Origin of the sequence: Streptomyces sp. NPDC021225, assembly GCF_044332865.1 — a bacterium.
Taxonomy (GTDB): Bacteria; Actinomycetota; Actinomycetes; order Streptomycetales; family Streptomycetaceae; genus Streptomyces.
Genome location: NZ_JBIRPV010000006.1, coordinates 687,903 through 709,891 on the forward strand (window position 1 = coordinate 687,903; position 21,989 = coordinate 709,891).

General features: G+C 71.7%; 16 protein-coding genes and 1 pseudogene. 11 read left to right on the forward strand and 6 right to left on the reverse strand.

The annotated features are described in order from the left end of the window. The first annotated feature begins 3 nt into the window (after positions 1–3). Both ACH4S9_RS28770 and ACH4S9_RS28775 read left to right on the forward strand, forming a co-directional pair. Entirely contained in the window at positions 4–1,086 is a 1,083-nt protein-coding gene (locus tag ACH4S9_RS28770) for a FecCD family ABC transporter permease (protein ID WP_398374422.1), read from the forward strand. Beyond that, positions 1,083–1,889, forward strand: coding sequence for an ABC transporter ATP-binding protein (locus tag ACH4S9_RS28775; protein ID WP_311723270.1), 807 nt, complete (start codon positions 1,083–1,085; stop codon positions 1,887–1,889). Before ACH4S9_RS28770 ends, ACH4S9_RS28775 begins: the two co-directional genes overlap by 4 nt. Positions 1,890–1,937: 48 nt before the next feature. On the opposite strand, the gene ACH4S9_RS28780 is transcribed toward ACH4S9_RS28775, so the two are convergent. Continuing rightward, on the reverse strand, positions 1,938–2,393 hold the full coding sequence (locus tag ACH4S9_RS28780; RefSeq protein WP_398374423.1) for a hypothetical protein: 456 nt from the start codon (positions 2,391–2,393) through the stop codon (positions 1,938–1,940). Between the two features lie 409 nt (positions 2,394–2,802). Between ACH4S9_RS28780 and ACH4S9_RS28785 the strand changes: the two genes are divergently transcribed. The 3 genes from ACH4S9_RS28785 to ACH4S9_RS28795 all read left to right on the forward strand — a co-directional run bounded on the left by ACH4S9_RS28785 (position 2,803) and on the right by ACH4S9_RS28795 (position 6,683). Beyond that, complete coding sequence (locus ACH4S9_RS28785) at positions 2,803–3,585, forward strand: aminoglycoside phosphotransferase family protein (RefSeq protein WP_311723268.1); 783 nt, start codon at positions 2,803–2,805, stop codon at positions 3,583–3,585. A gap of 151 nt (positions 3,586–3,736) precedes the next feature. Continuing rightward, on the forward strand, positions 3,737–5,128 hold the full coding sequence (locus ACH4S9_RS28790; protein ID WP_398374424.1) for a 2-oxoadipate dioxygenase/decarboxylase family protein: 1,392 nt from the start codon (positions 3,737–3,739) through the stop codon (positions 5,126–5,128). 25 nt (positions 5,129–5,153) lie between these two features. Then, positions 5,154–6,683 (forward strand): aldehyde dehydrogenase family protein, encoded by a 1,530-nt coding sequence (locus ACH4S9_RS28795; protein WP_398374425.1) that lies wholly within the window; start codon positions 5,154–5,156, stop codon positions 6,681–6,683. Positions 6,684–6,787: 104 nt separating this feature from the next. On the opposite strand, the gene argG is transcribed toward ACH4S9_RS28795, so the two are convergent. From argG to ACH4S9_RS28810, 3 genes and pseudogenes are all read right to left on the reverse strand, one after another. Next, positions 6,788–8,239, reverse strand: a complete 1,452-nt coding sequence (gene argG, locus ACH4S9_RS28800) for an argininosuccinate synthase (protein WP_311723265.1) — start codon at positions 8,237–8,239, stop codon at positions 6,788–6,790. 102 nt (positions 8,240–8,341) lie between these two features. Continuing rightward, positions 8,342–9,138, reverse strand: a pseudogene (locus tag ACH4S9_RS28805) (M55 family metallopeptidase). Then, positions 9,126–9,410: a hypothetical protein gene (locus ACH4S9_RS28810; RefSeq protein ID WP_385337348.1), complete on the reverse strand. Its 285-nt coding sequence runs from the start codon at positions 9,408–9,410 to the stop codon at positions 9,126–9,128. Before ACH4S9_RS28810 ends, ACH4S9_RS28805 begins: the two are co-directional and overlap by 13 nt. A 280-nt stretch (positions 9,411–9,690) precedes the next feature. Between ACH4S9_RS28810 and uvrA the strand changes: the two genes are divergently transcribed. Genes uvrA through ACH4S9_RS28825 form a run of 3 tightly spaced genes read left to right on the forward strand, consistent with a single transcriptional unit; the run spans position 9,691 to position 15,155 of the window. Next, a complete protein-coding gene (gene uvrA, locus ACH4S9_RS28815) occupies positions 9,691–12,540 on the forward strand; it encodes an excinuclease ABC subunit UvrA (protein ID WP_398374426.1) in 2,850 nt (949 codons plus the stop codon). Further along, on the forward strand, positions 12,537–13,559 hold the full coding sequence (locus ACH4S9_RS28820) for an RNA polymerase sigma factor (protein ID WP_398374427.1): 1,023 nt from the start codon (positions 12,537–12,539) through the stop codon (positions 13,557–13,559). Before uvrA ends, ACH4S9_RS28820 begins: the two co-directional genes overlap by 4 nt. 30 nt (positions 13,560–13,589) lie before the next feature. Continuing rightward, entirely contained in the window at positions 13,590–15,155 is a 1,566-nt protein-coding gene (locus ACH4S9_RS28825; protein ID WP_398374428.1) for an MFS transporter, read from the forward strand. Between the two features lie 49 nt (positions 15,156–15,204). Here the strand turns inward: ACH4S9_RS28825 and ACH4S9_RS28830 are convergent, their stop codons facing one another. After that, positions 15,205–17,427, reverse strand: coding sequence for a family 43 glycosylhydrolase (locus tag ACH4S9_RS28830; RefSeq protein ID WP_398374429.1), 2,223 nt, complete (start codon positions 17,425–17,427; stop codon positions 15,205–15,207). Positions 17,428–17,522: 95 nt separating this feature from the next. Next, entirely contained in the window at positions 17,523–18,605 is a 1,083-nt protein-coding gene (locus tag ACH4S9_RS28835; protein WP_398374430.1) for a LacI family DNA-binding transcriptional regulator, read from the reverse strand. 165 nt (positions 18,606–18,770) lie between these two features. Here ACH4S9_RS28835 and ACH4S9_RS28840 point away from each other — a divergent pair, with 165 nt between their 5' ends. Genes ACH4S9_RS28840 through ACH4S9_RS28850 form a run of 3 tightly spaced genes read left to right on the forward strand, consistent with a single transcriptional unit; the run spans position 18,771 to position 21,852 of the window. Then, positions 18,771–19,955 (forward strand): Gfo/Idh/MocA family protein, encoded by a 1,185-nt coding sequence (locus ACH4S9_RS28840; RefSeq protein WP_398374431.1) that lies wholly within the window; start codon positions 18,771–18,773, stop codon positions 19,953–19,955. Between the two features lie 11 nt (positions 19,956–19,966). After that, positions 19,967–20,962, forward strand: coding sequence for a sugar phosphate isomerase/epimerase (locus ACH4S9_RS28845; RefSeq protein WP_311723258.1), 996 nt, complete (start codon positions 19,967–19,969; stop codon positions 20,960–20,962). Positions 20,963–20,994: 32 nt separating this feature from the next. Beyond that, positions 20,995–21,852, forward strand: coding sequence for a sugar phosphate isomerase/epimerase (locus ACH4S9_RS28850; protein WP_311723257.1), 858 nt, complete (start codon positions 20,995–20,997; stop codon positions 21,850–21,852). Positions 21,853–21,989 lie beyond the last annotated feature (137 nt).

Consider the following 21,989-nt stretch of genomic DNA (forward strand, 5'->3'; position numbering starts at 1 on the left):
CAAGTGACACCGAGCCAGGTGACGCCACGCCACACGGCCCCTCGCCGAGCCGCGCCCCCCGGAAGCCGCCGGCTCAGGAGCGCCGTGCTGTGGGCGGCGGGGCTCGCCACGCTGCTGGCCTCGGTCGCGGTGGCCATCACCATCGGCCCGGCCAGCATCGGCGTCGCCGACGTCTGGGCCGTGGTGGCCGCCCATCTGGGCTGGGGCACCTCCGACCTGACGCCGATCCGGGCCGGAATCGTCTGGGACCTGCGGCTGCCGCGCACCCTGCTCGCCGCGGTGTGCGGGGCGGGGCTCGCGCTGTGCGGGGCGGTGATGCAGTCGATGCTGCGCAACCCGCTCGCCGACCCCTTTGTGCTCGGCGTCTCCTCCGGAGCCTCCACGGGCGCGGTCTTCGTCGTGGTGCTGGGGGTCGGCGGCGGGGCCGTGTCGATCTCGGCGGGCGCCTTCGTCGGCGCCCTGGCCTCGTTCATCCTCGTCCTGCTGCTCAGCCATGTCCTGGGCGGCACGACGGACCGGATCGTGCTCTCCGGGGTCGCCGCGATGCAGCTGTTCTCCGCCCTCACCTCCTTCGTGGTGATGACGGCGGCCGACGCGGAACAGACCCGCGGTGTGCTGTTCTGGCTGCTCGGCTCGCTCAGCGGCGCCACCTGGGACGAGGTGTGGGTGTGCCTGGCCGTGCTGGCCGTGACCCTGCTGGTGTGCGCCGTCCACGCCCACGCGCTCGACGCCTTCGCGTTCGGGCGGGACGCGGCGGCCACGCTCGGCGTCGACGTGGCCCGTACCCGGCTGATCCTGCTGACCGCCACCGCGCTGCTGACCGCGGCGCTGGTCAGCTGCGCCGGGGCCATCGGCTTCGTGGGGCTCGTGCTCCCGCACGCCGCCCGCGCCCTCGCCGGATCCGCCCACGGCCGTCTGCTGCCGCTCACCGCGCTGGCCGGGGCGGTGTTCCTGGTGTGGGTCGACACCCTGGCCCGCACCGTGCTCGAACCGCAGGAGGTGCCGGTGGGCGTGGTCACCTCGCTCATCGGCGTACCGGCGTTCGTCCTGATCCTCTACCGCACCCGGAAGGCGACCACCGTATGACCGGCGGCCCCGGCACCACGACCACCGGCCTGCGCGCGGAGCGGCTGGCGCGCACCGCGGGCGGCCGACTCGTCCTGGACGCCGTCGACATCGCCCCGCCACCGGGCTCCTGCACGGGGCTGCTCGGGCCCAACGGCTCCGGCAAGTCCACCCTGCTGCGGCTGCTGGCCGGGGTGCTGGCCCCGTCCTCCGGCGTCGTCGCCCTCGACGGCCACCCGCTCGGCGACCTGCCGCGCAGGACGGTCGCCCGGCGTGTCGCCGTCGTCGAACAGGACGCCGTGACCCAGGCCGAGCTGACCGTACGGGATGTCGTGGGCCTCGGCCGGATCCCGCACCGCCGCGCCTGGTCGGCGCCGTCGGCGGCGGACGAGAACGCGGTACGCGGCGCCCTCGAGCGGACCGGGCTCGCCGACCGGGCCGACCAGTCCTGGCACACGCTGTCCGGCGGCGAACGCCAACGTGCCCAGATCGCCCGGGCGCTCGCCCAGGAGCCGCGCGAACTCCTGCTGGACGAGCCGACCAACCACCTCGACATCCAGCACCAGCTGGACCTGTTGTCCCTCGTCGCGGCCCTGCCCGTGACCACCGTCATCGCCCTCCACGACCTGAACCTGGCGGCGATGTACTGCGACCGGCTGGTGGTCCTGAAGGCCGGCCGCGTCGTGGCCCGCGGTACGCCGCACGACGTCCTCACCGAGGACCTCATCGCGGACGTCTACGGTGTGCGCTCCGTCGTCACCTCCGACGGGCCGGAGGGACGCCCCCACATCCGCTTCCTCGGCAGGGCCGCCTCCGGCGCGTGACCGGCCGGCGCACCCGGGTCGGCGCACCCGGGCCGGACGCACCCGCGATCAGGCGCTGCGCCAGCGCCGTACGGTGTCGCCGTGCGCCGTCAGCCAGGTGCCGTCGCCCAGCGCGAGCGGGTCGAGGCAGCCGGTTCCCGGGTAGCCGACCTCGGCGAGCGGCACCAGGGTGTGGCCGTCGCAGATGAGGTGCCAGGCCTCCGGCGACCACTGCTCCTCGGCCACGGCCACCAGGACGCGGTCCCGGTCCAGGAACCCGGGGCGGAAGCCGACGAAGCGCAGCCCGTCGGGGAGCACGTCCTTCGCCTCCACGGTGACATCGGCCTGCCCGGGCGCGTACCGGCTCAGCCACTCCCCGCCCACGTCCAGCTTCAGAAACGCCCCGCCCAGGCTCAGCCCGGCGAACGGCTCCTCCGTCATGCCGATCTGTTGGGCGCGCAGGACATCGCCCTCCCACCAGTCGAGGAACAGCTGAGCGGGGTCCGTGAGGGACTGCTGGAACATATGGCCCACGGAGGCGGACGGCAGCGTCGGGGCAGCAGGCTCCCGAGCCGATCGTCCGGTCGGGCCAGGGAAGGTGCGCGTACACCCAGCGCACCCGGCCGTCCGGCTCGTAGACGGTGACGGCGCTCGGCGAAGACGCGGGAGGTGTCCTGGGCGACACGGCCCGCCACGATGCCGTCCTCGGCCTCCGCCACCAGCCAGTTCGCGCGGTCGCGCACCAGCCAGCCGTCGTTGTGGCCGAGGCCGTCGCCGATTCCGGGGAATTGGTCCTGGGCGAGGAGCCGGGCGTCCAGCCGGGTGAGTGCCATGTGCCCGGTTTACCCCGGTAAGTGTCCGAGGGGCCAACGGCGCCCACCGGCGCGTCAGCGTGCGCGAGGTGTGGCGCCGCGCAACTGGGCACACTGTCTCCGTGTATCACGATGAAGAACAGCCGCTGTCCGGCGGGAACGTCAGCGCTGGCGTCGTCCGTGTCGGAGACACCGTCCGCCGCCCGGTCGGGCCGTGGACTCCCGCGGTGCACGCCCTGCTGGCCCATCTCCACGAGGTGGGGTTCCGGGCGGCTCCCCGCCCCCTGGGCATCGACGATCAGGGGCGCGAGGTCCTGACCTTCATGCCGGGACAGGTGGTGTGGCCCGACCGGTTCTGGGCTCTGGAGCCCGCCCGGCGACTGGCCCGCGTGGCACGGCTGATCAGGGACTACCACGAGGCCGTGCGGGACTTCACGCCGCCGCCCGACGCGCGCTGGCAGGTGCTGATGCCCGCCGAGAGCGGCGACATCATCGCCCATCAGGACCTCGCCCCGTGGAATCTCGTGGTCGGTGACGAGGACCAGTGGGCCTTCATCGACTGGGACACCGCAGGCCCGGGGTCCCGCCTGTGGGATGTCGCGTACGCCATGCACGGTTTCATCCCGCTGTCCGCGCACCCGGATTGGCGACGCCGGGATGCCGCGGAGCGGCTGCGGGTTTTCGCGGACGCGTACGGCCTGGACGAAGCCGAGCGCCGTCGGCTGGTCCCCCTGCTGGGGCGCCGTACGCGTGCCATGCACGACTTCCTGCGCGACCAGGCCGCCCGGGGCAACCAGCCGTGGGCGACCCTGTGGGCCGAGGGCCACGGCGATGCCTGGCGAAGCGACGCCGAATACATCGAGCGGCGCGAAGACCGGTGGGTGCGCGCCCTGCTCGACGGCTGAGTTCCACGACGTGCCGGCGCCCCCGGGGGGCCGCTTCGCGCGCCGTCGATGCCGGTGACCGCGGTGCGCGGCGCGCCGGCACCGGGACCCGGCCCGAGGCCCATGTGGTCTGAACCGTGGTGTGAACCCCCGACCGAAAGGCCAGGAATCGATGATCAGCCAATGGCGGCTGCGGGCCGCCTTCGCCGCGCGGCTCTCGGAGATGTACGGGCAGGAGGTCCCCGCCTACACCACGCTGGTGGATGTCTCACGGGAGGTCAACGAGGACGTCCTGCGCGCCCGGGGCGCCGACGCCGAGCGCCTGGGATCCATCGGCCGGGTGACCGCCGAGCGCCATGGCGCCATCCGGGTCGGCACCCCGGATGAGCTGCGGCAGGTCGCCCGCGTCTTCGCCGCCCTGGGCATGCACCCGGTCGGCTTCTACGACCTGCGCGAGGCCGCCGCCAGCGCCGTCCCCGTCGTCTCGACCGCCTTCCGGCCCGTCGACGGCGAGGAGCTGGCCCGCAACCCCTTCCGGGTCTTCACCTCCATGCTCACCCCCGCCGACCCGCGGTTCTTCGACGCCGACCTCCGCTCCCGCCTGGAAACCTTCCTCGCCGGCCGTGAACTGTTCCCCGCAAAGCTGCTCGCCCTCGCCGACCGCGCCGCGGCGGAGCGGGAGCTGCCCGAGGCGGACGCCGAGCGCTTTCTGCGGCTCGCCGTGCACGCCTTCGAGCTGTCACCCGAGCCCGTCGAGGCGGCGTGGTACGAGACCCTGGAGCGGATCTCCGCGGTCGCAGCCGACATCGGCGGGGTCCGCAGCACCCACATCAACCACCTCACCCCGCGCGTGCTGGACATCGACGAGCTCTACCGGCGGATGACCGAGCGCGGCATCGAGATGATCGACACCATCCAGGGCCCGCCGAAGTGGCGGGGCCCCGACGTCCTGCTGCGCCAGACCTCCTTCCGCGCCCTCGCCGAGCCCCGCGCCCACCGCACCCCCGACGGCAGTGTCGTCAGCGGCGCCCTGCGGGTGCGCTTCGGCGAGGTCGAGGCCCGCGGCATCGCCCTCACCCGGGAAGGCCGCGCCCTCTACGACCGACTCCTCACCCTGGTCGACCAGCGGGCGGCCGACCACCCCGAGGCCGACCGCGGCGACCTCGCCCGCGCCGTGTGGGAACGGCACATGCCCGGCGCCGAGCGGGAGCTCGCCGCCCAAGGCCTCGCCTACTTCACCTACCGGGTGGCCCCCGGCCGGCCACGGGACGGCAGCCGCCCGCCCGCCGACCTCGGCGCCCTGGTGGAGCGCGGCTGGGTGCGCGCCGAGCCCATCGTCTACGAGGACTTCCTGCCCCGCTCCGCGGCCGGGATCTTCCAGTCCAACCTCAGCGGCGAGGGCACGCGGAACAACGACCACGAGGGCACCGCGTACGACGCCGGATGGCTCTCGGAAGCCATCGGACACGAGGTCCTGGACCCCTACGCCCTCTATGAGCAGCAGCAGAACCGCTCCCTGGCGCGGGTCGCCGGCGAGCTGGAACTCGACGGCACGCTTCGCTGACCTCTCACACCCACGAGGACCCCTCATGCCGAGCACCGCACTGCCCACCACCGACGACCTGCGCGCACGCGCGCTGACCGCCCTCGAGCGCATCGGTGTCACCGTCCCGGAAGGGACCGGCCTCCCCGCCCGGACGCCCATCACCGGGGAGAACCTCCTCGGCCTGACGGCCTCCACCGCCCGTGACGCCGACCAGGCCCTCGCGGCCACCCGCGCGGCCTTCCTCACCTGGCGCACCACACCCGCCCCGCGCCGCGGTGAACTCGTCCGCCGGCTGGGCGAATCGCTGCGCGAGCACAAGAGCGACCTGGCCGACCTCGTGACCATCGAAGCGGGCAAGATCCGCTCCGAGGCGCTCGGCGAGGTGCAGGAGATGATCGACATCTGCGAGTTCGCGGTAGGCCTGTCCCGCCAGCTGTACGGGCGCACCATCGCCTCCGAGCGTCCCGGCCACCGTCTCGCCGAGACCTGGCACCCGCTCGGCGTGGCCGGCGTCATCTCGGCGTTCAACTTCCCCGCCGCCGTGTGGTCCTGGAACACCGCCATCGCCCTCGTCTGCGGCGACACCGTCGTCTGGAAGCCGTCCGAGCTGACCCCGCTGATCTCCCTGGCCTGCGCCCATCTGCTGGCCCGGGCCGCCGAGGAGACCGGCGCGCCCCGCGACGTGCACCGCCTCCTGCTCGGCGACCGCACCATCGGCGAGACGCTCGTCGACGACCCCCGGGTCGCGCTCGTCAGCGCCACCGGCTCCACCCGCATGGGGCGCGAGGTCGGCCCCCGCGTCGCGGCCCGCTTCGGCCGCAGCCTGTTGGAACTCGGCGGCAACAACGCGGCCGTCGTCGCCCCCTCCGCCGACCTGGACCTCGCCGTCCAGGGCATCGTCTTCGCGGCGGCCGGTACGGCGGGACAGCGCTGCACCACGTTGCGCCGCCTCATCGTCCACCGGGACATCGCCGACGGCCTTGTCGAGCGCCTGGCCGCCGCCTACCGGAAGCTCCCCATCGGCGACCCCTTCGACGGGACCACGCTGGTCGGCCCGCTCATCTCCACCGCGGCCCTCGACGGCATGCGCGACGCCCTGGCCCGCGCGCGGGCCCAGGGCGGCGAGATCCAGGCGGGCGGCGACCGGCGGCTGGCCGACACCGCGCCCCGGGCCGCGTACGTCGAGCCTGCCGTCGTCCGCGTCGCCGAGCAGACCGGCGTCGTACGGGAGGAGACGTTCGCCCCGATCCTGTACGTGCTGACCTACGACACCCTCGACGAGGCCATCGCGCTGCACAACGACGTCCCGCAGGGCCTGTCGTCCAGCATCTTCACCCGCGACCAGCGGGAAGCCGAGATCTTCCTGTCCGCGGAGGGCTCCGACTGCGGCATCGCCAACGTCAACATCGGCACCTCCGGTGCGGAGATCGGCGGCGCCTTCGGCGGCGAGAAGGAGACCGGGGGCGGCCGTGAGTCGGGCTCCGACGCCTGGCGGGCGTATATGCGCCGCGCCACCAACACCGTCAACTACTCCAGCCGGCTCTCCCTGGCCCAGAACGTCAGCTTCCCCTGAACCGCCCGCGCCCGCGGAAGGAAGCGGAACGGGAAACGCGGCGGCCCTCACCCGGAAGAAACCGGGCGAGGGCCGCCGCGTGATGCGTGAGTGACCGGGGCCGGTCAGTCGGCGCCGAACTCCATCGCGGCGCGGTCGAGCAGCTGGTCGTCGTTCGACACCTGGCCGTCCGAGGCGGCGATCGCCTCGGCCGCGCCCTTGGGCATCGCACCGATCAGCCCGGTCGAGGCCGCCTGCGCGGCACCGATCAGCGCCGGGTGGGAGTTGCCGACCATCCCGAGCCCCGCGTACTGCTCGAGCTTGGCGCGGGAGTCGGCGATGTCGAGGTTGCGCATGGTCAGCTGGCCGATCCGGTCCACCGGCCCGAAGGCGGAGTCCTCGGTCCGCTCCATGGAGAGCTTGTCCGGGTGGTAGCTGAACGCCGGCCCGGAGGTGTCCAGGATGGAGTAGTCCTCACCGCGCCGCAGCCGCAGGGTCACCTCGCCGGTGATCGCCGCGCCGACCCAGCGCTGAAGCGACTCGCGCACCATCAGCGCCTGCGGGTCCAGCCAGCGGCCCTCGTACATCAGCCTGCCGAGCCGCCGGCCCTCGGTGTGGTACGTGGCGACGGTGTCCTCGTTGTGGATCGCGTTGACCAGCCGCTCGTACGCCGCGTGCAGCAGCGCCATGCCCGGGGCCTCGTAGATGCCGCGGCTCTTGGCCTCGATCACACGGTTCTCGATCTGGTCGGACATGCCCAGGCCATGGCGGCCGCCGATGGCGTTGGCCTCCAGCACCAGATCGACGGCGGAGGCAAACTCCTTGCCGTTGATCGTCACCGGCCGGCCCTGCTCGAAGCCGATGGTGACGTCCTCGGCCGCTATCTCGACGGACGGGTCCCAGAACCGCACGCCCATGATCGGCTCGACGAGCTCGATGCCTGTGTCGAGGTGCTCGAGCGCCTTGGCCTCGTGCGTCGCGCCCCAGATGTTGGCGTCGGTGGAGTAGGCCTTCTCCGTGCTGTCCCGGTAGGGCAGACCGTGGGCGACCAGCCACTCCGACATCTCCTTGCGGCCGCCGAGCTCGCTGACGAAGTCGGCGTCCAGCCACGGCTTGTAGATCCGCAGGGAGGGGTTGGCCAGCAGACCGTAGCGGTAGAACCGCTCGATGTCATTGCCCTTGAAGGTGGAGCCGTCGCCCCAGATCTGGACATCGTCCTCGAGCATGGCGCGTACCAGCAGCGTGCCGGTTACCGCCCGCCCGAGCGGGGTGGTGTTGAAGTAGCTGCGGCCACCGGACCGGATGTGGAACGCCCCGCAGGCCAGGGCCGCGAGACCCTCTTCCACGAGGGCCGCGCGGCAGTCGACCAGCCGGGCGACCTCCGCGCCATAGGCCGTGGCGCGCCCCGGCACCGAGGCGATATCGGGCTCGTCGTACTGGCCGATGTCAGCGGTGTAGGTGCACGGCACCGCACCCTTGTCGCGCATCCACGCGACGGCTACCGAGGTGTCGAGACCACCGGAGAAGGCGATCCCGACGCGCTCGCCGACAGGCAGGGAGGTGAGAACTTTGGACACGGCAGAAGTATGCATGACCACGCATGTTCATGCAAGCGCCGAGTTGGGCGACCGCCGCCGTGCCCCTGGAGACGGCGGGCGGACCCGCTTACGGGCCGCCCGTCAGCAGTACGGCGGCTGGTCGGTCAGGGAGGCCGCCACCCGCATCCACACGCCGAAGAGCCGGTACAGGCCCGGCAGCGCGCCCCGCGCCTGGACGGTCCGGGTGTCCGTCGCGGTGACCCCCGGAATGCCGAGGAGGGTGGAGGCCACCGAGGCCGACTGCCAGCGGACGCTGAGGGTGGCCGGGCCCGAGGCCACCGGCAGCGCCGCCCGCGGCGTGGCGAGCGCGGCGGCGACCGCCTTCTCGATGGCCGCACGGGCTTCGTCCGCCGGGCGCAGCTCCGCCGCGAAGCGGTCGCGGGCGTACTTCACGGCAACCGTGGTGACGGACGCGTCCCACTCCGCCGTCTCCGCGCACGCGCTGTCGTCACCGGTAAGAGCCGCCATCGGCACGCCCAGGGCCGCCGCGGTGGCGTGCGCCAGACCGATCTCGCCCACGGGCCGGCCGTCCAGCCAGATGTCCTCGATCTCGTGGCCCATGAAGCTGTGGCTCAGCACCCCGAGCGCACCCGCCCGCGCGTGGTAGCCCACGCAGATCATGGCGTCGTGCTCGGAGGTGAGACCTTCGAGCATGCCCATGTGCTTGGACCTGCCCCGGACGAGGCGCGCCGCCGGATGCAGGGTCTCCGGCGCATCGAGCCGTGTGCGTCGTTGACGGTGATGTCGGTGGCGCCCGCCGCGACGGCGCCCCGGATCGCCGCGTTGACGTCCTCCGCCATCAGCAGCCGTCCACGCTCGTAGTCCCGTCCGCCGGGCTGGACGTCGTGGGCGTCGACGAGCCGGGTCAGCGCGCGCAGGGCGGGCCCGCCTCGCGGCTCGACGCCCCCTGCCGGTACGCCCCGCAGGCCACCACGGCCTCCGGCCGCTGTCCCAGCTGGCGCAGCAGGACCAGGGTCTTGTCGCGGGGCGGTGCGTTGCTGCCCTGGTCGTAAGAGACATAGCCGGTGGCTCCGTCGAAGGTGACACCGGCGCCGAGGGCGATGAGGGCCGACTCCCGGTTGACGTCGGGGTCGTGCAGCCGGGCCTGGCCGACCGCCTGGGACAGCAGATGGACGGCGTCATAGGACACAGGGTGCCCGATGTCCCGCAGAGAGCGGCCCGGCGCCCGCGCCATTGCTCACGGATTCGCCGGGAAAGCAAGCCGATCGCGAATTTTTCCGGGCGCCTTTCGGATTCCATTGCCCACATCGTCGACTTCTTCGTCAAGGGCGATATTCATCACACCGAAAGGGGTCCACGCATAGGCCTTCACCAGCGTTGACGCGCTGTTACCGTGGAATCTCGGCAGTTCTCATCCGCCGCTGGATGTATTCCGGCGTGGCCGCTTGCGCAATGTCTGAGGTTCGAAATTGAGAAATCGGCTCGTCGTCAAGGGTGCCCGCCAGCACAATTTGCGCGACGTCTCCGTCGAATTGCCCCGGGACGCCCTGATCGTATTCACCGGCGTATCGGGATCCGGTAAATCAAGCCTTGCGTTCGACACCATTTTCGCGGAGGGGCAGCGGCGCTACGTCGAGTCGCTGTCGGCGTACGCGCGTCAGTTCCTCGGGCAGCTCGACAAGCCGGACGTCGATGTGATCGAGGGGCTGTCCCCGGCCATCGCCATCGACCAGAAGACATCGAGCCGCAACCCGCGCTCCACGGTCGGCACCATCACCGAGGTCTACGACCACCTGCGGCTGCTGTACGCGCGGATCGGCCGCCCCCACTGCCCCGAGTGCGGCGAGCCGGTCAGCCGGCAGACGCCGCAGCGGATCGTCGACCGGCTGCTCGCCGAGGACGAGGGCACCCGCTTCCAGGTGCTCGCTCCGGTCGTCCGCGACCGCAAGGGCGAACACGCCGAGATCTTCAGGCAGTTGACCACCGACGGGTTCAGCAGGGTCCGGGTCGACGGCCGGGTTCTCGCGCTCGCCACGCCGCCCGCGCTGGACAAGCGCAAGAAACACTCCATCGATGTGGTGGTGGACCGGGTGGCCGTCAAGCCGGGGATCCGGCAGCGGCTGACGGAGTCCGTGGAGACCGCGCTCGGTCTCGCCGGCGGTGTGCTGCGGGTCGAGTTCGTGGACCGGGACCCCGCCGATGGCGAACGGGAGCTGGTGTTCTCGGAGAAGATGGCCTGCCCGCGCTCCCATGACGTCGGTCTGGAGTCGCTGGAGCCCCGGCTGTTCTCCTTCAACGCGCCCTGGGGCGCCTGTCCCGCCTGCACGGGCCTCGGCTCGCGGATGGAGGTCGACCCCTCCCTCGTCGTCCCGGACGACACCAAGTCGCTGGCCGAGGGCGCCATCGCGCCCTGGACCAACACCAGCGGCGCCGACTACTTCGCCCGGCTGCTGGACGCCCTGGCCGCCGAGGCCGGTTTCGACACCGGCACGCCGTGGCGCCAACTGCCCGCCGACGTGCGGACCATGGTGCTGAACGGGTCGGAGCGGCGGCTGCACATCTCGTACCGGAACCGGTTCGGCCGCGAGCGGTCGCATCTGTCGCGGTTCGAGGGCGTCATCCCGCACATCGAGCGCCGCTACGCCGAGGGCGCCGAGTCCGGGGCCTCCCAGGACCGGTTCGCCGGCTATATGCGCGAGGTGCCGTGTCCGGCCTGCTCGGGTGCCCGGCTGGCGCCCGGCGTGCTGGCCGTCACGGTCGGCGGCCGGAACATCGCCCAGGCCTCCGCCCTGCCGCTGGACCAGCTCGCCGCCTTCGCCCAGGGGTTGGAGCTGACGGACAGCGAGCGGCGGATCGCCGAGGCCGTGCTCGCCGAGATCGGCGAGCGGCTGCGGTTCCTGCTCGACGTGGGCCTGGACTATCTCTCGCTCGACCGGCCCGCCGCCTCCCTCTCCGGCGGGGAGGCGCAGCGGATCCGGCTGGCGACCCAGATCGGGGCCGGGCTGACCGGGGTGCTGTATGTGCTGGACGAGCCGTCCATCGGGCTGCACCAGCGCGACAACCAGCGGCTCATCGAGACGCTGAAGCGGCTGCGCGACCGCGGCAACACGGTGATCGTGGTCGAGCACGACGAGGAGACCCTGAAGGCGGCGGACTGGGCCGTGGACATCGGGCCGGGCGCGGGCGCACACGGCGGCCATGTGGTGCACTCGGGCACCGTCGCGGAGCTGCTGGCCCACGCGGAGTCCCTGACCGGCGCCTATCTGTCCGGGCGGCGCGCGATACGCGTCCCCGAGCGGCGGCGGGAGCCGGCCGAGGGCCGCGCGATCACCGTGCACGACGCCTCCGAGCACAACCTGCGGGGTGTCACGGTGTCATTCCCGCTCGGCCTGTTCGTCGCCGTCACCGGCGTCTCGGGCTCCGGGAAGTCGACGCTGGTCAACGACATCCTTCAGACCTCCCTGGCGCAGCGGATCCAGCGCGCGCACAAGGTGCCCGGCCGCCACCGCGCCGTCACCGGAATCGAGCACATCGACAAGGTGGTCCAGGTCGACCAGTCGCCGATCGGCCGCAGCCCCCGCTCCAACCCAGCCACGTACACGGGCGTCCTCGACCATCTGCGCAAGCTGTTCGCCCAGACCCCGGAGGCGAAGGTGCGCGGCTACCAGCCGGGCCGGTTCTCCTTCAACGTCAAGGGCGGCCGCTGCGAGCACTGCTTCGGCGATGGCACCATCAAGGTCGAGATGAACTTCCTGCCGGATGTGTACGTCCCGTGCGAGGTCTGCCACGGCGCGCAGTACAACCGCGAGACGCTCGACGTGCACTACAAGGGCAAGTCCATCGCGGACGTCCTGGCCATGACCGTGGAGGAGAGCCTGGGGTTCTTCGACGGACACCAGATCATCTCCCGCCACCTGAGGACCCTGCACGACGTCGGCCTGGGCTACGTCAAGCTGGGCCAGCCCGCCACCACCCTGTCCGGCGGCGAGGCGCAGCGCGTCAAGCTCGCCGCCGAGCTCCAGCGGCGCACCCGCGGCCGCACCCTCTATGTGCTGGACGAACCCACCACGGGGCTCCATGTCGCGGATGTCGACCGGCTGCTGACGGTGGTCCAGCGGCTGGTCGACGGCGGCAACACGATCGTGGTCATCGAGCACAACCTCGATGTGATCAAGTCGGCCGACTGGCTGATCGACATGGGCCCCGAGGGCGGACACCGGGGCGGTGAGGTGATCGCCGAGGGCACCCCGGAACAGATCGCGGCCCATCCGCGGTCGCACACCGGGCGGTTCCTGGGCGGGCTGCTGGGGGCCTCATGAGCGTGCTGGAGAGGGCGGCGGCCCAGGCCTGGGACCCGGAGGAGTTCCGGCCCGCGGAGGCCGACGACACCGACGCGCCCGAACCCCGGCTCCCCGTGGACCACGGCCCCGTCGACCAGGTCCGGGACTATCTGCGGCTCATCGCCCGGGTCCGGCTGCTCACCGCCGAGCAGGAGGTGGAGCTGGCGAAGCGGATCGAAGCCGGTCTGTACGCCGAACAGCGGCTCGCCGAGGAGCCCCTCCTCGATCCGCAGATCCGCTGGGAGCTGACCGTGCTCGCCGAGGACGGGCGGCGGGCGAAGGCCCATCTCATCGAGGCGAACCTGCGCCTGGTGGTCTCCGTCGCCAAGCGGTTCACCGGGCGCGGGCTTCAGCTCCTGGACCTGATCCAGGAGGGCAACACCGGGCTGATCAGGGCCGTGGAGAAGTTCGACTACGCCAAGGGCTTCAAGTTCTCCACGTACGCGACCTGGTGGATCAAGCAGGCGGTCACCCGCGCCCTCGCCGACCAGAGCCGCACCATCCGGGTACCCGTGCACACCGTCGAGATCATGAACCGGGTGGCCCGGACCCGGCGGGAGCTGATGCAGGACACCGGGGTGGAGCCCACGCCCGAGGAACTGGCGGAGAAGGCGGGCCTGCCGCTGGAGCGGCTGATCCAGCTCCAGGGCTACTCCAAGGAGCCCGTCTCGCTGGACATGGCGTTCGCCGAGGACAGCGGCACCGAGTTCGGTGACGTCATCGTGGACGGCGACTCGCCCTCGCCCTGGGACATGGTCACGTTCGGCCTGCTCCGGGAGACCATCCAGAGCATCCTGGCGGAGATGACCCCGCGCGAGGCCGGGATCATCTCCCTGCGGTACGGACTCCTCGGGGGCCGGGCGCGGACCCTGGAGGAGATCGGCCAGGTCTACGGGGTGACCCGCGAGCGCATCCGCCAGATCGAGGCCAAGACGATGTCCAAGCTGCGCCATCCCTCACGCTCGCAGGCGCTGCGGGACTACCTCGACGCCGAGTAACTGTACCTTCTGGATGGTACAGTTGCGGGTATGCGACATGGACGGGACGGGTGGACGATGAACGGTGCGCGACGCTGGTGGCTGCTGGCGACCGTATCCGTGGGGCTGCTGCTGATCTCCGTGGACAACACGGTCCTCTACACGGCGCTCCCCACGCTGACCGAGGATCTGCACGCGACCGCCTCGCAGAAGCTGTGGATCATCAACGCGTATCCGCTGGTGATGGCGGGCCTGCTGCTGGGCGCGGGCACGCTCGGCGACCGCGTCGGCCACAAGCGCATGTTCCTCGCCGGCCTGGCCCTGTTCGGCATCGCCTCGTCGGTGGCGGCGTTCGCCCCGTCGGCCGCCGTGCTCATCGCGGCGCGGGCGTTTCTCGCGGTGGGCGCGGCCGCGATGATGCCCGCCACGCTCTCGCTGATCCGCACCACCTTCGAGGACGAGCGGGAGCGCAATGTGGCGATCGGCATCTGGGGCACGGTGTCGGTGATCGGCATCGCGCTGGGCCCGATCCTGGGCGGACTGCTGCTGGAACACTTCTGGTGGGGCTCGGCCTTCCTGATCAACGTCCCCGTGGTGGCCGTCGCCCTGGTCGCCGGGGCGATCCTCGCCCCCGGTGCCTCGGGCCGCTCGGACAAGCCCTGGGACCCGATCGCGTCCGCGCAGGTCATGGCCGGTCTGGTCGGGCTGGTGTACGCCGTGAAGGAGGCCGCGAGGCCGGGCGGAGAGGCGACGCACATCGCCGTGGCGCTGGTGGTCGCGGCGGTCGGCTTTGTGTTCTTCATCCGCCGGCAGCGCCGCCAGGAGCATCCGCTGCTGGACTTCGCGCTGCTGCGCGATCCGCGCATCATGTCCGGGATCGTCGCTGCCGCGCTGGCGATGTTCGGGATCGCCGGGATCCAGCTGGTCCTGACCCAGCGGCTGCAACTGGTCGTCGGGCTCGGCCCGCTGGAGACCGGGCTGCTGGTGGCGGTGGTCGCGGCCGGCTCACTGCCCACCGGAGCGGTCGCGGGCGGCCTGGTCCACCGCCACGGCCCCCGGCCGCTGATCGTCGGCGGGCTGCTGGTCAGCGCCGCCGGAGCGCTGCTGGTCCTGCTGCTGACCCCGGGCGCGGCGCCGATCCCGCTGCCGATCCCCGACCATCCCGCATGGCTGGTGCCCGGGCTGCTGCTCCTCGGGGCCGGCATGGGCCTGGCGATGACCGCGGCCTCGGCCGCCATCATGGGCAACGCGCCCGCGCACCGGGCCGGGATGGCCGCCTCCGTCGAGGAGGTGTCGTACGAGCTCGGCAGCCTGTCCGGCGTCGCGATTCTCGGCAGCCTGCTCGGCTCCCTCTACACCGCCACCGTCCACCTGCCCGCCGGCGCGCCCGCCGCGGCGGAGGACGGCCTGGACCAGGCCCACGCGGCCGCCGCCCGGCTCCCCGCCGACCAGGCCGACTCCCTGCTGGAGGCGGCGCGCGACGCCTTCGACAACGGCTATGCCCTCGCGCTGGCGATCAGCACGCTGGTCCTGGTGATCGGCGCCCTCTTGACTGCCCGCCTGCTGGCTCGCCCCGCCCCCGTGGCGGAGGCGCGGGAGAAGGAGCCCGTGGCCTGAGGTCCGGGCCCGGGGGCGGTGTCCGATCCGCACCGCCCCCGGGAACCGGTCAGCGGCCGCGGACCGGGGTGACGGACTCCAGGGTCGGCACCACCGGCTTGATCGTCCCGTCGGCCGCGAACTCCATGCGGTCGAGGGTGGTTTCGCGGTGGGTGCCGTCGCCGCCCGCCTTCCCGGGGCCGTTCACGGCGAACCGGTGGTAGGCGATGTACCAGTCGTCCGTGCCGGGGACGTTGACCACCGAGTGGTGGCCGGGCCCCTTGATCCCGTACTCCGGGCGCTTGGAGAGGATGGTGCCCCGCTTGGTCCACGGGCCCAGCGGTGTGGCCCCGGTGGCGTAGGCGACGTGGTAGTCCTCGCTGCGGGTGTCGTCCTCGGACCACATCAGGTAGTAGGTGCCCTTGCGCTTGACGACGAAGGAGCCCTCCCGGAAGTTCTCCGGGGTGAACTTCTGCACCTTCGACGCGTCGAAGGACGTCATGTCGGCGTTCAGCGGCACCCCGTACGCCTGGCCGTTGCCCCAGTACAGATACGCCTGGCCGTCATCGTCCGTGAACACCGCCGGGTCGATCATCTGGCCGGCGAACTGCCCCTTGGCCACCAGCGGCTTGCCCAGCGCGTCCTTGAACGGACCGGCGGGGGAGTCGGCGACCGCGACTCCGATCTGCTGCTCGGCGCAGAAGTAGAAGTAGTACTTGCCGTCGCGCTCGGCCATCGCGGGCGCCCAGGCGTTGGTGTCCGCCCAGCTCACATCGGGGCCGAGATCCAGGATGACGCCGTGGCTCTTCCAGTTGACCAGGTCCTTCGAGGAGTACGCCGTGAACCTGGTCCCGCTCCAGCCGCGGAACCCGTCGGTCGTCGGGTAGATCCAGTAGCGGCCGTCGAAGTACTGGATGTCCGGGTCGGCGTTCAGGCCGGGCAGCACCGGGCTGCGCATCGGCACCGCCTCGACGGTCCAGTCGCGGGTCGTCCCGTCGGCGGTCTTCAGCGTGTACGTCCGCGCCGTGCGGAAGTCCCGCCGGGTGCCGGAGGACGGGCTGAGGGTGGCGCCGGCCGGGAGCGCGAAGCGGGGCGCCAGCCGGCGGAGATCTGCCTTCGGATCCATCGGCAGCACCACCTTTCCGCTCGCCTCGGTGACGATGGCATACCCGTTCTGGCCTGGCGCCGTGACATCGGCGAGCGAGGCGGCAGACGCCGGGTAGGCGCTCAGCAGCCGGTCGTACTCCGCCTGCGTCACGGGGAGCACGGTGCCGTGCCGGGGGCTGGCGGGCAGCTGATAGTTCTCGGACGGCGTCCACTTGCCCGAGGCGAGGTCGGTGGTCTCGAACGGGATGTAGCCGCGGCCGCCGAACTCGTCGATGAACAGGTACCACTTGTTCTCGGTGTTCGACTTGAAGATCGTCGGCCCTTCGCCGCGGTCGATCGCGCCCTTGCCGATGCAGTCGGCGACGAAGTCGTACGAGGTGTCCGTCAGGGAGGTGGACTTCTCGGCCGTGATGAACTTCGAGCAGGGCGTGCCGGAGGACGGGTCGCGCTCGTCCTTGGTGAACCGGTAGTAGGTGCCCTTGTCCTTGATGACCGTGGAGTCGATGACCGAGTAGCCGGGGTCGTTCCACACCTTGGGCGCGCTGAAGCTGCGGAAGTCCTTCGTCGTCGCGTACAGCATCTTGTTGTACGTGTTGCCGGTGTGGTTCGGGTCGTCCTCGGCGTAGAGCTTCGAGGCCCAGAAGACGACGTACTCGCCGAGCTCCTCGTCGTAGTACGCCTCGGGCGCCCAGGTGTTGCCCGCCGTGTCCGGCGAGACCTTGACCAGGCGCTGGTCGGTCCAGTTGACCAGGTCCGTCGACTCCCACACCATGATCGACTTACTGCCGGTGCGCTGCACCTGGTCCCAGGAGCCGCTGGAGTTCTGATACATCCGCAGATCGGTGGCGATCAGATAGAACTTGTCGCCCTTGGGGGAGCGGATGACGAACGGGTCGCGCAGCCCCTTCTGGCCGAGGGAGGAGGTGAGGACGGGCTTGCCGGCGTTCAACTCGCGCCAGTGCAGCGGGTCGTTGCCGCGGCTGAGCGCCATCCGTATCTGTTCGCCGTCGGCCGTCCCCTCACCGGTGAAGTAGGTGAAGAGATAGCCGGCGTACTGGGGCGCCCGCGGGGCCGCGGACGGCGCTCCGCTCTGTGCGGGGCTGGGCGGGGCGGTGAGGATGCTCACGACCATCGTGAACAGGACGAGCGAGGGCAGAAGGAGGGTACGGGCAGCGCGGGACACCATGAAACATCCTGTGGGAGTCTGGTGGATTCTGTTGGACTGCTGGCCCGAAGTGTCGCCAGTTCGGATCCCGCGCGTCAATGGGTGTGCGGCTCTGTTCAGGAGCGAAAATTTCGGTTGTCTTTTCGACCCTTGTGTACGGCCCCCGTGGAACCCCGCACCACGAGCCGGGGCGGGAGGACGACCTCGCGGGGCGTGGTGCGCCCCTGGTCGAGGCGCTCGACCGCGGCGGCCACCGCACGCCGGGCCTGTTCCTCGGCGCCCTGGCTGACCGTGGTCAGGTCGAAGCAGCTCAGCCGGGAGAGGGCGTCGTCGTCGTAGCCGGCCACGGACATCTCGCGCGGGACGGCGACCCCGGCGCGGGTGAGGGCGGTGAGGACGCCGATGGCGCACTGGTCGTTGAACGCCACCACGGCGGTGGGCGGTTCGCCGTCGTCGAGGAGGTGGCGGGCGGCCCGTTCCCCCGACTGTTCGGTGTGGTCGCCGGGCAGCACACGGCTGTGCCCGTCCATCCCGTGGCGGCGCATGGCGGTGCGGTAGCCGCGGCGCCGGTCGGTGGCGATGACGCCCCGGCCGCCGTCGACATAGGCGATCGAGCGGTGGCCGAGGCCCACCAGATGGTCGACGACCCGGCCGACTCCGTCGTCGTCCGCGGTGCGCACCACATCCAGCGCGGCGCCCGTGATCCGGCGGCCGACGGCGATGACGGGCACCTTCCGGTCGAGGGCGGTGAGCGTGGCGGCGGGGGCGGCCGGGCCGAGGAGGATGAGCGCCTCGCTGCGGAAGGCGAGGAGGGTGTCCACGGCGGTGTCCTCGCCGCGGGTGCGGGTCTGGGTGCTCAGGGCCAGGTCGTAGCCGACCGCCTCGGCGGCCGTGTGCAGATGCTCGACCAGTTCGGCGTGGAAGGGGCTGTGGATGTTGACCATGACGCCGAGCAGCCGGGTGCGTCTGCGGGCCAGCAGGCTGGCGTTGCGGTCGGGCCGGTAACCCAGGTCGGCGGCCGCCTTCAGGACGCGCTGACGGGTGCGTTCGCTGGGGCCGGGCGCGCCGCGCAGGACCAGCGAGACGGAGGCGGTGGACAGGCCCACGCGGGCCGCCACGTCCTCCAGTCGGGGGCGGGAGCCCGCCCCCGTACGACCGGCGGCCGCGCCTGATCCGCCCGTGCCGTCTGCCTTGCTCACGTGTTCTCCCGCTGGATTCTTCTGGCGCAACACCCTTGACACGCCCCGGAAACCGGACTGATAGTACCAGCACTTAAAGCGCTTTAAAAAGATCTGTTGACCGGACAAAGTCAAGCAAGCATCAGTAGAGCCCACGGCGCGGTTGCGCGCCGGAGAGGAACCGCAGTGACGACCACACAGTCGATCGGGGTGGCGGTCATCGGCGCCGGCATGGCCGGCCGCGCCCATCTGGCCGGCTACCGGGCGGCACCCACGCAGTACGGCGCCGGACTGCCCGAGGTCCGCCTGGTCGCCGTCGCCGACGCCCATGAACCCTTCGCCCGGGACGCCGCCCGCCGCTACGGATACCAGCGCGCCGAGACCGACTGGCGGGCGATCGCCGAGGCCCCCGACATCGACGCGGTCAGCGTCGTGGTCGCCAACCACCTGCACCGCGAGATCGTGGAGGGGCTGCTGGCGGCGGGCAAGCATGTGCTGTGCGAGAAGCCGCTGGCGCCGACGGTGGCCGACGCGCAGGCCATGGTCGAGGCGGCGGAGCGGAGCGGACGGGTGGCGGCCACCGGGTTCACCCTGCGCCGTTCCCCCGCCATCAACGCCATACGCCAACAGGTGGCCGAGGGCCCGCTCGGTCGGGTGCAGCACTTCAACGGCCACTACTGGTGCGACTACGGGCACAACCCCGACGCGCCCATGAGCTGGCGCTACCGCGGCGGCACCGGCACCGGCGCGCTGTCCGACATCGGCAGCCACCTCGTCGACCTCGGCGAGTTCTTCTGCGGCCCGGTGCGCAGTGTGCGGGGCGCGGTGCTGTCCACCCAGGTGCCCGACCGGCCGGTGCCGCTGGGCACCGCCGTGGGCCACTCGGCGGACGTCCAGGTGAGTGCGGAGCGAGAGCCCGTGGAGAACGAGGACATCGCCACCTTCACCGCGACCTTCGACTCCGGCGCCGTCGGCACCTTCTCCGTTTCCCGCGTCGCCTGCGGGCTGGCGAACTCCCTCGGCTTCGAGGTGTTCGCCGAGGGCGGCGCCGCCACCTTCGACATGGCCAGGCCCGCGGAGTTCACCTTCGCCGACTCCTCCCTGCCCGCGGCCACCAGCGGCTACCGCAGCGTCGTCGTCGGCCCCCAGCACCCGTACATCGCCTCGGGGCTGCCCATGGACTTCCCCAGCGTGGGCCATGGACAGAACGACTTCTTCGCCTGGCAGGCCCGTGCCTTCCTGGAGCAGATCGCGGGCCTGAACCACCTGCCGCACTGCCCCACGCTCGCCGACGGGCTGCACAACCTGCGTGTGCTCGACGCGATCGTCTCCTCCGCCACCGCCGACGGCAAGTCCGTCGCCGTCCAGTAAGGAAGCCCCTCATGAAGCTCGGCGCCTACACCGCCGTCCTGCACGACCAGCCCCTCACCGAGACCCTGCGGACCCTGCGCGAACTCGGCCTGGAGAGCGCGGAGATCAACTCCGGCGGCTTTCTGCCCGCCCCGCATCTGCCGATCGACGAGATCCGCGCGGGCCAGGACGCCCGGGACGGCTACCTCGCGCGGTTCGCGGCGGAGGGCATCACCCTCACCGCGCTGAACTGCAACGGCAACCCCCTCCACCCCGACCCGCAGGTGCGCGACAAGCACGCCCAGGACGTGCGCGACGCGATCGAACTGGCCGCCCTGCTCGGCGTGAAGCGGGTCGTCACGATGTCCGGGCTGCCCGCCTCCGACCCCGGCGGTCGGCTGCCCTCCTGGACGGTGCTGCCCTGGGACAGCGCCTATCTCGACGCCATGGACTACCAGTGGAACGAGGTGGCGATCCCCTTCTGGAGGGACATCCAGGCGCGCGCGGCGGACGCCGATGTGAAGGTGTGCATCGAGATGCACCCCCACAACCTCGTCTACAACGTCGGCACGATGGAGCGCCTGGCCACCGAGATCGACGCCACCCACGTGGGCGCGGAGCTGGACCCCAGCCATCTGTTCTGGCAGGGCATCGACCCGGTCGCGGCCGTACGGCGCCTCGGCGGCCTGGTGTACAACGCCGCCGCCAAGGACACCCGGATCAACGAGGAAGCGAAGATCAACGGAGTCCTCGACCACCGCCACGAGCGCGTCCGCGCCGAGGAGCCGGGCGCCGTCTCCCTCGGCGGCCGCTACACCCTCAGCCGCTGGCCCAAGAACGCCTCCTGGGACTTCGTCGCCGTCGGCCGCGGCCACGACACCGCCTTCTGGACCGAATTCCTGCGGGCGCTGCGCGATGTCGACCCGGACATGGCGGTCAACATCGAACACGAGGACCAGGAGCTCGACCAGATCGAGGGCCTGCGCCTGGCCGCCGACAACCTCCGGTCCGCTGCTGCCCGCCTCTGAGGCCACGCCGCGAAGGGAAACCCGCCGACACCATGAAGATCGCCCTCGACCCCTATATGATCCGCAACGTCCCGCTGCTCGAACTCCCTGCCGTCGTAGCGGAGTTGGGGTATGAGTGGATCGAGCTCTCCCCCCGGGAGGACTTCATCCCCTTCTTCCGGCACCCGCGCGTCGACGACGGCACGGTCGCGAAGTTCCGCAAGGCGCTGCACTCCGCGGGCGTCGGCATCTCCTCCGTCCTGCCCCTGTTCCGCTGGTCGGGGCCGGACGAGGACGACCGCCAGGCGGCCGTACGCTACTGGAAACGCGCGATCCAGATCACCGCCGACCTCGGTGTCACCAGCATGATCTCCGAGCTCAACGGCCGCCCCGAGCAGAGCGACCGCAGCGAGGCGCAGTTCTGGAAGTCGCTCGACGAACTGCTGCCGCTGTTCGAACGCGAGGGCATCCACCTCGCCCTGGAGCCGCACCCCGACGACTTCATCGAGAACGGCTATGACGCGATCAACCTGATCCGCGGCATCAACCACCCGGGCGTCGGCTTCCTGTACTGCGCCCCGCACACCTTCCACATCGGCAACGACGCCCCGGGCATCATCCGGTACGCGGGGGAGTTGCTCACCCACGTCCACCTGGCCGACGCCTTCGACCACACCGCGTCCTCCGGCAACCGCTACATCCTCAACCCGCCCGGCACCCCCGCCCGCATCCATCAGCACCTGGACATCGGGCAGGGCGAGGTCGACTTCGACGAACTCTTCCGAGAGCTGCGGGACAGCGGCTTCGACGGCACCCTGACCGCCTGTGTGTTCGCCTGGGAGGAGCGGGCGAAGGAGTCCTCGGTGTTCATGCGCCGCACGATCGACGAATATCTGGCCGCCTCGTCATGACGGCCGGGGGGGGGCCCCCGGCCCGGGGGGCCCCCCCCCCCCCCGACCAACCCCCGGGGGGGGGAACCCCCCAGAAACAGGGTGGCGAGCACCGGGAGCAGCGCGCCGCGGTAGGGGGCCGAGGTGGCCGGCGCCGC